Raw genomic sequence first — 15,035 nt, forward strand, 5'->3', positions numbered from 1 at the left:
TTTAGTTAACGAATAAGGTTTTTCTCATTTCCGAGCAAAAATAATGAAGAAAAATAGTTCGAGTCAAGACTGTTTTTTTATTTTTTATTTGTATAAGATAGCTACGTCTTAGTTCTTTTTTTAAGTATCCCAGTTTTGTGGATATTAATTTCAACCCAATCGTGAATTAACACTTAGCAGCTTATATAAGTTCTTGCTGTGCCTGCTTTATTTCATTTTTAAGTCTTAATTTTGCTATTGGAGTTATTCACATTTTCTGTGGATAAGCCTGTTTATAGTCTGTTTAACTCCTTGTGGAATTAGAGATTAGTTAAGTGATCCATCATTTTCCAATGTGTGTTTTCTATAAAAATCTACCTGGAGAACTTATCCAGTGATATCTTATGTTCAAAAATTTTCCTATACTTAATTTAATGTTCGAATAAATAATTTCTGGTTTTTGTGTAAGTCTTCATCTTGGAGTTCAGCATGAAATTATCAAACAGTTTTTTTCTAGCCACTATTCTTCTTTGTAGTCCTACTTTTGCCCAAGTTAAAATGTGTGGAAATCAGATTGGTTTAACCTCTTGCGATCAAGGCAGTGAACGGTTCATGGCTAAAGGAGTTTGTTATCAACCTGAAGAAAACGTCGATCCACTCAGTGATGATAAAATCGATACCATTACCCAAACTCTTATTCCAGCTTTAAAAACCATAGGGGTTAACATTATTCGTGTTTATCAGGTATGTCCTGGTGGTAACTGTGCTTCTCATGATCAAGTCATGAAAGCATTACAAGACAATAATATTCAAGTTTTTGTAGAGCTCGCGGATTATAAAAATGGTACTCAATGTACCGTTGATCGAAGCACGGGCAATTATCCACAAACACTTTATGATTGTTTTACTAAAAAAATTGATGCATTCAGTAAGTACAGGAATGTATTTGGATTTTCTGTCGGTAACGAAGTATGGATGATGCCGCACAAAATAGATGATAACTATTTAATGCCGTCAGCCACAATGAAGGCGTTGATTCGCGATATGAAGGCTTACATTAAGAAAAAAAATTACAATAAACCAGTAGGCGTTGCATTACGCGATGTTCCTGATGTAACCATTCCATTAGCTTACTATTATGCTTGCCATTTACAAAATGAAAAAGAAGATACCTCAGCTGATTTCATTGGTTATAACGTCTATAGATGGGGACAAGGTACAGAGCCAGGAAATTATCCTCGATTACTCAACCCCTATGCGAAGTATCGCCCTGTGCTTTCCATATCCGATGGTGGAGATGGGGATGGCGATAAAATGATGAATGGTTTTAAGGATATTAATGTTCCCGTAATCCTCACTGAGTTTGGACGTCCAGATACACCCAGATTATTCGCACAAGTCGATTGGATGTTTCAAGAAGGCGCTAATCTCATCAATGGAGGTATGGTTTTTCGCCTTGTTCAAAAAAAAGGGGAGGATCAATTTGGTCTTTATGAAGATAACAGTTTACAAACTCCAACACCTAATGGTGGATTAAACAATTTAATTACAGAATACAATGAAAAAACACCTCTTATGCTTGGGGAAGGTGTCAACCTACAGAAAATTACTTGTGATCCATCGAAGTTTCCTGGCATGGATTCGTTTCAACTTGACCCTGAGCAACTTCCAAAAGCAGGAGGAGATTCACAAGGAACACATGAATTATCTTTTGATGTTGGAAATCTGAAACTGCCACTTACAAATATCTCTATTAATTATGAGGATAGTTCTGGTTGGCACAGTGCAGTAACAATCCCTAATCCGGGTAAGCAAAATTACAAAGGAAAAATACCGGACCCCAAAACTCTAAAATCTATTGGGTTTAATTTTAACGACACTTTAGGAGCATGTTTAGTCAAACCTGCAAATTTATTATGTAAAGACGCATCATGCAATCAGCTTAAGACAGTGTCAGCGGCCTGGTCTGCGAACGGACAAGGACCTTGTACCCTCAAATGAGAAAAATAGGGTGTTCGGTGGGTCCAGAATCCTGAGGTAGCCTCACCTTTTGAATTTGTATCCTTCAACGCTCAGGGATAAGCCGCGGGACGTAGGGATGAGGAAAATTTAGCTTTAAAAGGCGGGGATCTCTGTGAATTTTGGAAATTAGTTTAGTGTTTCATCATGCTCCAATGTTTTTCTATAAAAACAAAGTGAACGTTAATATCATGAAAGAAAACGGCATCACACATATGATGCCGCTATTTTTTAGTAGCCCTATATTAGATGTGGTAATCTAAGTTTTAGTCACGTTTTGGCAGGGCTACAAATAAGGAACCTGAGTGATTTAGCGCATTTGCTTCCAAACCCGCTTGCTTCCCCTCACCCTTATAGACGTCAACGTGAGCCCCCATAATGGCGCCACCTCTGTCTTGAGCCACACACCAGGAAGTGGATTTTTTGCATTTATAGATAAAATTCATGCCAATAGGAATTACTTTGTGATCTGTTGCACATGATGCATGTGGCGTTAGAGGAATATTTTCTGAGCCATAAGGGCCGCCATCTTCTTTAGCAAAGAATACATAGCTTTGATCGCGATGTCGTAAGTCGTCGGCTTTATCGCGGTTAAGTGGATTATCTAGATATTGGCGAATTAGCTTTTCTGATGCGCCACTTTGTCTAATTTTTTTAGATACGTTACAGCGTAACTTTGCTTCATCATGACATTTAGGATCTTTAGCACAACGCTCCATTGTATCAAGGTTGCCACCACAGGTTGGGTCTTGTGCGCATTGGACTATACGACCAAGCATGGTGCGTGGCCTGCCATTGGAGCTTTCATAATTGATGCGAAATTTTTTGCCATCAAGAATTAATGAACCAGAGCCTTGAACCATTAAAAAAGCAAGATCATTTGGGTCTTTAACATAGCCAATGATATATTTTGGAGATAACGCTCCATGCTCAATTTCATGTCGGTCTGGCACTACAGAATATGTGCCATTGGCATTTTTCAGACAATATCCTCGCACCATTTTGGTAAGGGGATCAACGCCACAAAGAGGGGCTTTCAAATTAAATTTTTTGGATTCTGAAGTGGCGCTGACAACACCGGGATTACTATACAGAGGATATAAAAATGCGCCACCTCGTTTGGTGCGAGCCTCAATAGGGGCTGGCGCGTAATAAGCAGTAAATTGAAATTCTCCCCGTTTAAATCCAGCATGATTTTCAGGCCAGCCATCGCTTTTATACCAGTCAAATTCACTTTTGATACTCGATAAATATTTTTGAAAATTGCCTTGGGCGGCTTTTGCAAGAGCGAGCATTTTTTTGTTGGTATGTAGGCACCATTCTTGGCGCTTGAATTTACGACCAGCAATAGTTACTGCCTGGAATTCACCCTGGTTTTTATTGCAGTTTTCAATCTGGTTATTTAATGCTTTAATTACTTCCTCCATATTGCCTACGGGGTTATCTAATGGCAGCTCTGATGCTGAAATTTTATGAAATTTAAAGCGCAATACACCTGGTTCTTTGGCAGCCATTTTCTGTCTTGTGGTAAAGTCTACGAGCCTTCTAATATCTAAACAGCGCTGAATTGGATCAGCGGGGAGGACTGCTTGAGCGATCATGCTAAAAGTCATTAGGGCAATTATTAAAGCAGATTGAAACATTGGTATCCTTAGCCTAGCTATAATTGAGCTTTTGCCCAACCATTGATTTGAATTGATAACAAGGATTATATAGGCTATTGAATCAGTCATCAAAGAAATGAATTGAGCAAGCTTTCCTGAAGGCGGAAAATGAGTCGAGGTGGTCCTTTGTCATTATCCTTTCTTCCTCTGTTCCGCGGCTTATCCGCTGGATCCAGAAATTTTGTAATAAAACTGGATCTTGCAGACAAGACAAGCTGTGTGTTGAGCCCAATCCTTTCCTTTTTTTAGCGTTCTTATTCACTGATGATAGAAGTAGATGAGGAATTATTTTGTTTCAATAACAACACAAAGGGTAACATGAGAAGAAAACTCCACATGATAAACGCGAATGTATTGATGTATGAGAGCATTAGGGATTGTTTACCCAGCTCATTCAACAATAAGGCAGCAGCTTGCGGATCCGTGGCTTTAAGGTGCCAGGGGCGTAGATATTCCATTAATGCTGGATTATAGGGTTGAATGGAACTACCAATTTGATTCCATGCCATTTGAGTATGGCGGCTTAAGAACGTAATGGTAATAGAAATGCCAACAGAAGAACCTATGGTGCGCAATAGACTGTACAGCCCGGCTGCTTCAGCACGAGAAGAAACAGGTAAGGTTGAAAATGCGACAGAGGATAATGGAACGAAAATCAAGCCTAATCCAAATCCTTGGAGCATTAATGGCCAAATGAGCCAGGCTAGGCTAATGTCTTGGGAATAATGAGTGGTAATATAAACACCTGCTGCACTCAGTAACACTCCTATAGAAATTAACCATCGAGGTTGAATTTGATTAATGAATTTACCAACTATCATCATACTGAACATACTGGCAATCCCGCGGGGTGCCATGATTAATCCCGCGATTAAAACGGGATAATTCAGTAAGCCTTGTAACATTTGGGGTTGGATAACCATCGTTCCATACATACCTAGCCCTAAAACGGCAAGTAATATACTCGAAAGAACAAAATTACGATCTTGAAAAATAGAAAGATCAAAGAGAGTATTGGATTTATTTTTTAAACTGTATGTTATGAATCCACACAAACTGATGAGACCTAAAAATGTAGCGGTGCGAATATCCAAAGCCGCAAACCAATCCATCTGATTACCACGATCAAGAACATATTGAATGGAACCTACCGCCAAAGCAATGAGTATCATGCCAACCCAATCCATTTTGCGTTCTTTTTTAAGTGTATCAGGGACAAAATGGAATACCATCAGCGCTGCAGCAATCCCGAATGGGATATTGACATAAAATGTCCATCGCCAACTGGCGATGTCTGTAAGATACCCACCAAGCGACGGTCCTAAAATAGGGCCGACCATGACCCCCATACCCCAAATGGCCATAGCCTTACCACGTTCGTTATCCGGAAAAATATCGGCCAATATGGCTTGGGATAAAGGAACTAATCCAGCACCAAAAATTCCTTGAAGCAATCTGAATACGACCATTTGCACGATAGAGGTTGCCGCACCACATAAAGCAGAAGTGACGGTAAACCCTATAATGGATAAAAGAAGGTAGGGTTTTCTGCCAAACCTATCCGTAAAATAACCGGTTAAAGGCATGAAAATGGCTGAAGCTACCAAATAACTGGTTAAAGTCCAAGTTATTTCATCAGGGCTTGTTCCTAATGAACCCTGCATATGGGGCAGTGCGACATTGACAATGGTCGTGTCTAATACTTGCATCAAAGTAGCGGCCATGATAGCGATGGTGATTATCCAGCGTCGTGAGGCTGGTAAAGTATCCGATGGATGATTCATGAGGTTTTGCTCACTTGAGTCTCCTGCTCGGACTGTAAATCGATGGTTACTTTGGCTGAAGTTCCCAAGCGTAAAGGATATTGGGAATCTGGTTTCATAATTTGAATGCGGACAGGGACGCGCTGTGTCACTTTAACCCAGTTTCCAGTAGCATTCTGTGGCGGCATTAATGAAAACGCAGTTCCGCTTCCACCGCTAATGCTGTTCACAACCCCAGTAAATTTTTTATGAGGGTACATATCAATTTTAATCATTACCCGTTGGTTTTTTTGGATGTGTTCAAGTTCTGTTTCTTTAAAATTAGCATCGACCCAAAATGTGGCATTATCAATCATCGCAAACAGGGGTTGGTTTTCTGAAACTATATTTCCCACCCTAAGAGACAGGTTGCTAACCAAACCACTTGTTGGTGCAACCACACGGGTATAAGATAGCCTCAGTTTGGCTTCTTTGAGTTTTGCTTCTGAAAGTTTTAGGGCTGCTTTAGCGCTTTTAAGCTTTGCTTTAACATCATCTCCTCTTTGAAGAGACATCACCTCGTTCCTGACTAACTCTCTGGTGCGAATCGATGTGGCTTTGGCATGTTGTAGATTGGTCTTGTCAATTAGATATTGCGCCTTAGCTTGCTCTACTGCTACTTCAAAAGGAGTCCGATCTAACTCAAACAGTATTTGACCTTTTTCAACAAATTGATTGTTATCTACATAGAGATGTTTTACCTGGCCGGTTACTCGTGGTGCAATTTGTACGATGTTGCCATTAATATAGGCATCTTCTGTGCTGACATAGTGTTGAGAAAGCAACCAAAAGTATAAAGCGGCCAACGCCATCAATGTGACACTACCTGCGATTAGAAAACGTTTCCATTGAAGCATTCCGTGGCGCAACTTAGGGATTATCGATTTTTTGATGCTTGTTGAATTATTCATAAGATTCCTCGGCGGTTTTCTTAATTTTTTGTAGTGTGGCAATACATACTTCTAATTCTGCTTTAGATAAAGGGGCGAGTAATTCCTGAGAGAGTTCATCTGCGGTATTTTGTATCTGGCCAATAGTCAATGTCGCTTTTTCAGTAAGACAGATTACTTTGACGCGGCGATCGTGGGTTGCATCCTGGCGAATTACCCATCCCTCTTTAGTCAAGCGGTCAATTAAACCGACAACAGTCGGTGCTTCAAGACCTAATTTTTTGGCAAGCTGAATTTGGGTTAGGGGAGCGTTTGTAATTGAGAGAAGAAGCAAAGCGCGCCACTTTGCCTGGCTGAGCCCTAACGGTTTTAAACGCTTATCAAGTAAATTTCGCCAAGCTGCTGCGGTTTCATATAATACCATAGGGAAATTTTTCATAGTTCATAACCTGTTCATTACTGAGTTTATTTTTATCCTTCTCTAGGGAATTGGAAACAGACCCTATTTCTTCATGATAAATAATTATTCGTTTTTCAAGGGTGGAGTCCCCCGCCTAATGCAAGATACAATTGAATCGTATCTTGATATCTTTGTGCTTGAGCATTGACATAACCCAAACGCGATTGCGCATACAATCGTTCTGCATCAAGAACTTCTAAAACGCCAACTACGCCTGCAGTAAAGCTTAACCTTGCTATACGAAGAGACTCTTTAGCGGTTAACATGGCTTTCTTTTGTAATGCGAGTTCTTCTGCATCGTGTTTTAAGGCATACAATAAGTTACTCACTTGATAAAATGCTTTAAGTACAATTTCTTGGTATTGTGCAAAAGCTGATTGGTATGCATGGATTGAGGCACGTCGTTGTGCTCGCAGTGTGCCTCCAGAAAAAATGGGTGTTGTCAAATTACCTAAAAGACTCCATGCATTAGGAGAAATACTTAATGGTGCTCCGGGAATTACTCCTTCCTGTAAGAGTGTGGCAGAGAGGGTAATATTGGGATAAAGATGCGCTGTAGCGATTCCAATATCGGCACTGGCAGCATGCAGACTGGCTTCAGCAGCGAGAATATCTGGTCTTTTATGGGCAAGCTCTGATGGCAGTTCTAATGGCAATTTTTTAGGCAATGTAAAATCTTTTAAATGAAAAATTAAAGAGTGTGAATGGGTTGGTATTGTGCCTAAAAGAACATTAAGCTCGTTTTGTGCAACATGTAATTGTTGATAGAGGGAGGGCAATAAAGTTTCATCATTGGTTAGCTGGCTTTGCGCACTTAAAACATCACTTCGAGAAGACGAGCCCACAGTAAATGATTTTTGAATAAGCTGTAAATTTTTCTCGTCATCTTGGATGATGTCCTTAAGTACATCGATTCGTGCCTTTATTGTAGCAATGGTTAAAGATGTTGTTGCGATGTTACCTGTCAAGGTCAAAAATGCTGCATCCAGCTCATGTTGTTGATATAAAGCCAAGGCTTTTCGTTTTTCAATCGTTCGACGTATTCCACCAAAGACATCGAGCGTATATGAAGCGTTAGGGCCTATTTGATAATAGGAAAAAGGTTCGATCCTGAGATTAACCGGTCCGAATGTTGCAGGACCATATTGTTGCCTTCCAATGCCCGCATTGACCCCCGCTTGTGGCCATAATTGTCCTTGGGAGGCTGAAACCAACTCCTTGGCTTGCGCTAAAGATTCTCGCATGGCAGTGAGCGAATAATTACGCTTGATGCCTTGCTCCATAAGACCATTGAGTGTTGCTGAATGAAATTCCTTCCACCAAGTTAGTGATGTTTTTTTATTCAACTCTATGTGTTGACTCCCAAATTGAGAGGTCGATTTGGAAGTGTAGGTTTGTTTTATTATTGGCGAAGGACTTACAAAGTCAGGGCCAACAGTGCATGAACATAAGGCTATCGTCCCTATGAACCCAATCAATGTTTGATAAGTGGGTTTCATATAGTTCACCAATCGGAGTAAAAAACAACAAACGGGGGATTTTTTATGCAATAACCGAGTGTAATGCCACATATGCAAACCAATTAATAAACTAATGATTAGCATGCTAACATAATTTAAAATCTCCCGATAGTAGATGAAGGGGCGTATTAATTTCATGAGGCAATTTAGCACCATTTTTAAATTGAAGTTCAAAGAATTTTTCTTCAAGAATCTTGTCTATTGACTATAAACTTTATCAGCCGGTGTTTTAAATCCAACAGCTGGGTCAGATGCCATATTGTAACTGCGTTATTTTCAACATTCTTAAGAGATGGGTTTGTAAAAGTAACTACAACTGCCTGTGAGATATCAACATTATTATATTATGTGAAAGTATTCTAATGCTCTATTAAATAAGGAGGGGCGTAATAAACGGTTGTGGGCTTTGGGTGAATAAAAATGAAAATTGGTTCCTAAGTCAGTGTTACTAACAGATAAATATCTTTAAGTTGTATTTAAAATACATCTTATATTATAATCATGTTAAATAACTCTCTCTCAAAGGAGTATTTCATGTCAGCAATTCATAAGCCTGCTAAAACCTTCAGTGATAAAATTGCCTTTGGTCTAGTGAAGTTTTTCCGTTTTTTTGCAGATACTTTTTTTCAAAAACGCTATGGAAATAGAGCTATAGTACTTGAAACGGTTGCTGCAGTACCTGGTATGTGGGGGCTGCGCTGTTACATCTGCGTTGCTTAAGAAAAATCAAAAACGATGAGGGTTGGATTAAAACTCTATTGGATGAGGCGGAAAATGAACGGATGCATTTAATCACGTTTATGTATATTGCTAAACCTAATTGGTTTGAACGATTCATTATTTTTGTAGCTCAGGCTATTTTCGTAATTTTATATTTATTAATGTACGTCCTTTCTTCAAAAACAGCACATCGCTTTGTAGGGTATCTTGAGGAAGAGGCTGTTGTCAGCTATACCCATTATTTGCAAGAATTGGATGAAGGGCGAATTGAAAATGGTCCTGCTCCTGATATTGCTAAAAATTATTGGAGCTTGGCTTGTGATGCGCGATTACGTGATGTGCTGTTGGCAGTTCGGGATGATGAGGCAGAACATCGGGATGTCAATCATCAATTGGCTGATAAACTAGCAAGCGAGCGCACCCTTCTAACTAGATTGGAACCTGAATTGACTAACGATAAAACGAATATCACTCATAATCAGAATTAAAAGGTGGGTTACGATGCCAGAATATAATGAATTGGTGTGCTACAAACAAATCGAAATTGACACTCATGGGAAACTGAAATTTTTTCTTGAAAAGCACAGTACGAAAGAAGGCACTTGGGGTAAGCTTTCACTCCGAGAAGGAGCAATTGATTTTGTATTTTTAAATGGTCAAGGACATGAATTATCACGTACACGGATCGATCAAAAACACCCTCAATTGCTGATCCACCCGGCAGCATGGCATAAGATCATTCCTGTTAGTGACTCATTTAATGCAACTCTTGAGTTTTATTGCATGCCCCAACGTTATTTCAATAAGAAATACGGATTAGGTTCGGTACATAGTGATCTGGTTTCTATTTATCAAACTTATTTATACCACCTACAGTGCTCTTCGATTTTAGATGTAGGCTGTGGTTCAGGTAGAAATTTGCTGTATTTGGCAAAGATGGGGCATCTTGTTAGAGGCATTGATCATAATCAAGCAGCATTAAATACGATTCAAGAGATAGCTCAAAAAGAACAGCTATCAAAGGTTTATACGCAATTATGTGATTTAAATCAACCTATTACACTTGAATCAGAACGCTATGATTTAGTGTTATCAACGGTTACACTGCAATTTTTAAATCCGCAACGTATTCCAGATTTGCTTATGGAGCTTCAAGGGATGACCAAGAAGGGAGGATATCATTTTTTAGTAGTTCCTATTCAATCAGAACTTTATTCATTGCCTGACTTCTTCACCTATGTGCCGCAAAAGGAAGAACTCTATCATTTCTATCAAGACAGCGGATGGTCTCTACTCGAATATAAAGAAGCGGTGGGGCATCTACATAAACAGGATGAATTGGGACGACAGATTTCAGGTCTTTTTGGTCTCTTACTTGCGCAAAAAATAATATAATCTATATCTATATAACAAACTTAGGGCTCCTTTCTAATGACTTCTGTAATCTTGTTTTATACAACTAAAAACACATCATGCAACCATTATCCAGCAAAGTAATTTGCTCAGGGCCAAACCCACTGGACCTCTCTTAACTAAACTTTGTTTCTTGTTTGATGTTCAATAAAGCAGACAAATCATTTGGATTATGCAAAATATCGGCCAAAGTGTAGCGTTTTAAAACCTCCATAAATGCAGTCTGGGCTTCATGTAAAATACCCTTTAATTTACAGACAGGAGCAATACAGCAGTTGGCTTTTTCTTTATTAAAGCAAGGCACTAAATCAAAATGAGGTTCTAGTTGAACAATGAGTTGGCCTAAATTAATCGTTTCGGGTGGTACCGCCATTAAGATGCCGCCACCCTTACCACGGCTGGTTTTAATGAGCCCAAGTTTAGCTAAATTATGAATGATTTTAACCATATGGTTGGTTGAAATGATATAGGCATTAGTAATGTCTTGAATGGTACATGATTCCTTACGAAGGGCGATATAAATCAAAGCGCGTAATGAGTAATCAGTGAATTGCGTGAGTTGCATCAATAACTCCTAATATTGGTTGACTTGCATTATTTCTTTTTATAAGATGCATTGCAAATACATCTTTAAGGAGTCACCATGTCTGTATCATTATTTGATCGTCTTGGAGGTCAAGAAGCAGTCAATGCCGCAGTGGATATCTTCTATCGAAAAATGTTAATGGATGAGCGCGTGAGTCATTTTTTTGATGACATTGATATGGAGCAACAAATCTTAAAACAAAAAGGTTTTTTAACGATGGTATTTGGAGGTCCCAATAAATACAGTGGAAAAAGCATGCGTGAAGGGCATGCCCATTTGCTCCAGCGCGGATTAAATGACGTACACGTAGATATTGTAATTGAACATTTAGGTGCAACTCTTAATGAATTAGGGGTTACAGCAGAAGATATTGAAGGAGTAGCTGCTATTGCCAATGGTGTTCGAGCTGAAGTATTGGGGCGCTTATGAGTACCATCGATTTTAATAATCAATCGTATCGCTTAGCCCCACAGGAAAATGTGTTAGATTGCCTTTTACGCCATGGCGTGGATTATCCTAATTCCTGTCATGCAGGGATTTGCCAGTCTTGCCTAATTAAAGCCAAAGATGGTGTGGTTCATTCATCTTGGCAGGAGGGACTACCCGAAACTCTGAAAACTCAAGGTTATTTTCTAGCTTGCCGAGCACAACCAGAAACAGCGCTTCATGTAGTTGCGCCGGATAGCGCTGAATGTGAAGTAAGTGCAAAAATAATAGATCTTAAACTGCTTAACTATAATGTGATGCAAATTAAACTTGGGGTAGATAATCTGCAATCCTGGATCCCTGGCCAATATCTTAGCTTGATTAATCCTGAAGGCACGATACGAAGTTATTCAATTGCCAATATCCCGATGCAAGAAGGATTTATTGAATTACATGTTAAAATTTATCCAGGCGGGAGTATGGGACAATGGCTGATGAAAGGGACGACAAAATACACGGAAGTAAAACTTAGAGGTCCTTTTGGCCGTTGTTTTTATCATAATCCAGAGCAATTAGCCTTTGATATGCTGTTAGCGGGAACAGGCACAGGGCTTGCGCCACTTATTGCCATTATCAAAAGTGCTCTAAGCCAGAATCACCAGGGACAACTTTCCTTGGTTCATGGTGGTCTTACCGAAGAGGATATTTATTACCGAGAAGAATTGGAAATGCTAGCAACGGCATTTCCTTCTTTTGTTTATGACCCTTGTGTGCTTCAAAGTCAGGGACATTATCCTGAAGCTTCTGTAGAGAAGCGTGCATTGATTCATCTAAATCATCCGAAAGCTACACGGGTTTATGTCTGCGGCCCTAAAGAGACAACTAATAAATTGAAAAAACAAATTTTTCTTGCTGGTGTGCCTTCTCAGGCCATATTAAGTGATGTATTTTTGTGAGAGTCATTTTATTATAATTAATAAATACTCATGGAGTGAAACAATAACTCAAAATAGAAGGGCAGTGCTCTTAGTATGCGTAGCCTGAGTTGTTCGCAACCAGGTTTTGCGCGTGCTTATCTAAGTTACTGGACAAATTTAGATGTATTTACCTTGACAATGAAAGCAATCATTAGTTTCGGTTTTCAGATAAAAACTGTCCTTTATTTTTCCTCTTTCTTTTCTAACTTGTGGCCATCTAGATGTCGTTCATGGCGTTCATTTTCTTGTTTTTCTATTTGCTTTTCTTTTTTTGTCCTTCCGAATTTAATGCGATTTTCAGAAGCTTTTTTTTCATCTTCTAAACGATTTTTAGTTTTTCTTTTTTTATTAAGATTTATCACGTTCGTCATAGCACACTCTATTATGTCATGTTGTTTATACTATAGCGCATAAATCGTGCGCAAATCACCTAAATAAACAAATACATCAAACTCTACTAAAGATAAATCCGCATAGAATTTCATTTTTATAAGGTTATGTATTCCCTGAGTGCCTTGATAACAAGTAGTAAATGGGTTAAATTGATTGAGTTCACTTTAAAATTTCAGGTTAAGAAGCAGTGAGTAAGAATAATTTTCAAGATAAAATTATTGCCTTTCTTCTGATTTTTACAGTAGTTACGACGCTTATCTTAAGTTTAATTCCTCCAATTGCACAGCCTTTGACCTATCATGATTTCGCAGATAAGCACACTCTATTTTTTATTAATAATTTTTCTGATGTGATGTCTAATCTAGTCTTTATTATTGTGGGCTACTTAGGCCTCAAAACCATTTACCGGCCTTCCAAGACTCAATGCGAACTCATTCCAGAAACAAAATGGGCCTATTTTCTTGGGTTTATCGGCACCATCTTAACAGGCTTTGGTTCAGCCTATTACCATTTACATCCAGATAACGTTACACTGTTTTGGGATCGAGTTCCTATGGGAATTCTCTTAATGTCTTTTTTTGCCGCAATCTTTATAGAACGAGTCCATCGCTCGATTGGTTTTTATTTATTATTACCACTTATTGCTATAGCAACTCTCTGTACCTTGCAGTGGGAACTTAGCGAGCGATGGGGGCAAGGAGATATGCGCTTATATATTTGGTCACAGGGTTATCCTTTAATCATGCTCGTATTCATTTTATTATTTTTCCCTTCACCGTATACGCGCAATTACTCTATTACAATGGGTCTTATTTTATTTGGTTTAGCCAAACTCACTGAGAGCTTAGATAAAATGATTTATCATGTAACATCTAAAGCAATAAGCGGACATACTTTGAAGCATTTGCTGGCTGCTGCCGCTGTTTATGCCCTTGTGCATTATGTAAAATACCGTCAATCCAGAACGTTTGCTTCTATTCCTAATTCCTGACAAGATGAGTCGTTGCGGTGCCTGATATCAGACATAGCTCGATAATCAGGTTCAGTGCTAATATGAGATACCGAACCTTCACCGACCTACGATGGGTTGCGTGCATCATTATGAATCCTTCTTCTCCCTAATGTTCGATATATTATGAACGACGCGCCGTTTGTATAGCTGCTACGAGCAATGATGTATTTCTTTACAATGGCATTAATACGCTAATTATGTGTGAGAGGGGGGTGACAAATAAAGTTATTGTCACATGCTATAATTATCATGAGACATATACGCACGATGTATTCTTACTAATTCCTTCTTTTTTAATAGTGGGTCGAACCAATGAGTCATATGTTGTTAATGAGCTTTGATGATAGTAATTTCATGAAATTAAATCGTACGCTTAATCGATTCATGGAGTATTCTTTTGATTTAATTAAAAAGTCGAGCATTCGTTTTTGTTATATCGGCACAGCCGGTAACGATAAGTTGATCGAGCGTGCTTTCTTTACTCGATTTGTTCGTGCAAAATTTGGAAAAAGTGCCATTACGTCAGAGTTAGTCTTGACAAAGTCACAGTTAACAAAGGAGCAACTTGAAACCCATCTTATTCAACAAGATATACTTTTTATTGGGGGCGGCAATACAGAAAAAATGTTGGAAATATGGGAAAAATCGGGATTTATTTTTGTCCTGAATAAATTGAAATCCGAAAAACGGTTACCCATTTTAGCAGGCGTAAGTGCTGGTGGAATGTATCCTTTTCATTCGGGATTAAGCGATGCTACACCTGGGCAATATAAAGCATTGCCTTGCTTAGGTTGGTTTAAAGAAAGCTTTTGTCCGCATGCTAATTCGAAAAAAAAATCGCTTTGCGTTTATAGTAATAATGAATATCTAGAACGCATGGATGCTTACATTTTTGCTGTGAAACAAGGGCTATTACCATCAGGTTTTGCTGTGCCAGATGATTGTATGCTCCATTTTGAGAATTTTAATTTAGTGCGGGTTATTTCATCATTGAAAGATAATAAATGTTACTATGTGACTCATGAAAAAGTTACTGACTTAGATACAGTTTTTACCGTTAATGCAAGTGATCCGAATATTCGTCTAGAATGTTGGAGCACGTTATTTAAGTACATAGATTATTTCAAACAATGCGCGGTAAAATTACATAGGAGCTAATGGATTGCAAAGCTGT

13 protein-coding genes and 1 pseudogene are annotated in these 15,035 nt (G+C 38.7%); 7 read left to right on the forward strand and 7 right to left on the reverse strand.

The annotated features are described in order from the left end of the window. Nucleotides 1-468: 468 nt before the first annotated feature. Nucleotides 469-1,980: a glycoside hydrolase family protein gene (locus A8O27_RS00255; protein WP_058459511.1), complete on the forward strand. Its 1,512-nt coding sequence runs from the start codon at nt 469-471 to the stop codon at nt 1,978-1,980. 284 nt (nt 1,981-2,264) lie between these two features. Here A8O27_RS00255 and A8O27_RS00260 read toward each other — a convergent pair whose 3' ends face one another. The 5 genes from A8O27_RS00260 to A8O27_RS00280 all read right to left on the reverse strand — a co-directional run bounded on the left by A8O27_RS00260 (nt 2,265) and on the right by A8O27_RS00280 (nt 8,313). Further along, entirely contained in the window at nt 2,265-3,641 is a 1,377-nt protein-coding gene (locus A8O27_RS00260; RefSeq protein WP_058459510.1) for an MltA domain-containing protein, read from the reverse strand. A gap of 275 nt (nt 3,642-3,916) precedes the next feature. Continuing rightward, a complete protein-coding gene (locus A8O27_RS00265) occupies nt 3,917-5,446 on the reverse strand; it encodes a DHA2 family efflux MFS transporter permease subunit (RefSeq protein WP_058459509.1) in 1,530 nt (509 codons plus the stop codon). After that, entirely contained in the window at nt 5,443-6,375 is a 933-nt protein-coding gene (locus tag A8O27_RS00270) for an efflux RND transporter periplasmic adaptor subunit (protein WP_058459508.1), read from the reverse strand. The genes A8O27_RS00265 and A8O27_RS00270 overlap by 4 nt, the downstream gene beginning before the upstream one ends. After that, on the reverse strand, nt 6,368-6,793 hold the full coding sequence (locus A8O27_RS00275; RefSeq protein WP_058459507.1) for a MarR family winged helix-turn-helix transcriptional regulator: 426 nt from the start codon (nt 6,791-6,793) through the stop codon (nt 6,368-6,370). Before A8O27_RS00275 ends, A8O27_RS00270 begins: the two co-directional genes overlap by 8 nt. Before the next feature lie 95 nt (nt 6,794-6,888). Next, entirely contained in the window at nt 6,889-8,313 is a 1,425-nt protein-coding gene (locus A8O27_RS00280; protein ID WP_058459506.1) for an efflux transporter outer membrane subunit, read from the reverse strand. Between the two features lie 555 nt (nt 8,314-8,868). Here A8O27_RS00280 and A8O27_RS00285 point away from each other — a divergent pair. Next, nucleotides 8,869-9,542: pseudogene (locus tag A8O27_RS00285) on the forward strand (alternative oxidase). Between the two features lie 13 nt (nt 9,543-9,555). Beyond that, complete coding sequence (gene tehB / locus A8O27_RS00290) at nt 9,556-10,449, forward strand: SAM-dependent methyltransferase TehB (protein WP_058459505.1); 894 nt, start codon at nt 9,556-9,558, stop codon at nt 10,447-10,449. A gap of 133 nt (nt 10,450-10,582) precedes the next feature. Here the strand turns inward: tehB and A8O27_RS00295 are convergent, their stop codons facing one another. Next, the gene (locus A8O27_RS00295) at nt 10,583-11,032 is read right to left on the reverse strand and encodes an Rrf2 family transcriptional regulator (RefSeq protein ID WP_058459504.1); all 450 of its coding nucleotides are present in this window, start codon (nt 11,030-11,032) and stop codon (nt 10,583-10,585) included. A 78-nt stretch (nt 11,033-11,110) separates the two neighbouring features. On the opposite strand from A8O27_RS00295, the gene A8O27_RS00300 reads away from it, so the two are divergent. Together A8O27_RS00300 and A8O27_RS00305 are read left to right on the forward strand one after the other, a co-directional pair. Beyond that, entirely contained in the window at nt 11,111-11,482 is a 372-nt protein-coding gene (locus tag A8O27_RS00300; RefSeq protein WP_058459503.1) for a group I truncated hemoglobin, read from the forward strand. Beyond that, nucleotides 11,479-12,435, forward strand: a complete 957-nt coding sequence (locus tag A8O27_RS00305) for an FAD-binding oxidoreductase (protein WP_058459502.1) — start codon at nt 11,479-11,481, stop codon at nt 12,433-12,435. Before A8O27_RS00300 ends, A8O27_RS00305 begins: the two co-directional genes overlap by 4 nt. Nucleotides 12,436-12,638: 203 nt before the next feature. Here A8O27_RS00305 and A8O27_RS00310 read toward each other — a convergent pair whose 3' ends face one another. Then, a complete protein-coding gene (locus tag A8O27_RS00310) occupies nt 12,639-12,827 on the reverse strand; it encodes a DUF4169 family protein (protein WP_058459501.1) in 189 nt (62 codons plus the stop codon). Between the two features lie 209 nt (nt 12,828-13,036). Between A8O27_RS00310 and A8O27_RS00315 the strand changes: the two genes are divergently transcribed. Beyond that, entirely contained in the window at nt 13,037-13,840 is an 804-nt protein-coding gene (locus A8O27_RS00315) for a hypothetical protein (protein ID WP_058459500.1), read from the forward strand. 333 nt (nt 13,841-14,173) lie between these two features. Beyond that, a complete protein-coding gene (locus tag A8O27_RS00320) occupies nt 14,174-15,019 on the forward strand; it encodes a Type 1 glutamine amidotransferase-like domain-containing protein (RefSeq protein WP_082642444.1) in 846 nt (281 codons plus the stop codon). Nucleotides 15,020-15,035: the final 16 nt, after the last annotated feature.

The organism is Legionella bozemanae (assembly GCF_001648595.1).
Classification (GTDB): domain Bacteria; phylum Pseudomonadota; class Gammaproteobacteria; order Legionellales; family Legionellaceae; genus Legionella; species Legionella bozemanae.

Excerpts from the sequence above, each read along its gene's own strand:
- A8O27_RS00255 (WP_058459511.1), top strand. The coding sequence starts at position 469 with ATGAAATTATCAAACAGTTTTTTTCTAGCCACTATTCTTCTTTGTAGT.
- A8O27_RS00305 (WP_058459502.1), top strand. The coding sequence starts at position 11,479 with ATGAGTACCATCGATTTTAATAATCAATCGTATCGCTTAGCCCCACAG.
- A8O27_RS00300 (WP_058459503.1), top strand. The coding sequence starts at position 11,111 with ATGTCTGTATCATTATTTGATCGTCTTGGAGGTCAAGAAGCAGTCAAT.
- A8O27_RS00275 (WP_058459507.1), bottom strand. The coding sequence starts at position 6,793 with ATGAAAAATTTCCCTATGGTATTATATGAAACCGCAGCAGCTTGGCGA.
- A8O27_RS00320 (WP_082642444.1), top strand. The coding sequence starts at position 14,174 with ATGAGTCATATGTTGTTAATGAGCTTTGATGATAGTAATTTCATGAAA.
- A8O27_RS00280 (WP_058459506.1), bottom strand. The coding sequence starts at position 8,313 with ATGAAACCCACTTATCAAACATTGATTGGGTTCATAGGGACGATAGCC.
- tehB (WP_058459505.1), top strand. The coding sequence starts at position 9,556 with ATGCCAGAATATAATGAATTGGTGTGCTACAAACAAATCGAAATTGAC.
- A8O27_RS00310 (WP_058459501.1), bottom strand. The coding sequence starts at position 12,827 with ATGACGAACGTGATAAATCTTAATAAAAAAAGAAAAACTAAAAATCGT.
- A8O27_RS00265 (WP_058459509.1), bottom strand. The coding sequence starts at position 5,446 with ATGAATCATCCATCGGATACTTTACCAGCCTCACGACGCTGGATAATC.
- A8O27_RS00295 (WP_058459504.1), bottom strand. The coding sequence starts at position 11,032 with ATGCAACTCACGCAATTCACTGATTACTCATTACGCGCTTTGATTTAT.
- A8O27_RS00270 (WP_058459508.1), bottom strand. The coding sequence starts at position 6,375 with ATGAATAATTCAACAAGCATCAAAAAATCGATAATCCCTAAGTTGCGC.
- A8O27_RS00260 (WP_058459510.1), bottom strand. The coding sequence starts at position 3,641 with ATGTTTCAATCTGCTTTAATAATTGCCCTAATGACTTTTAGCATGATC.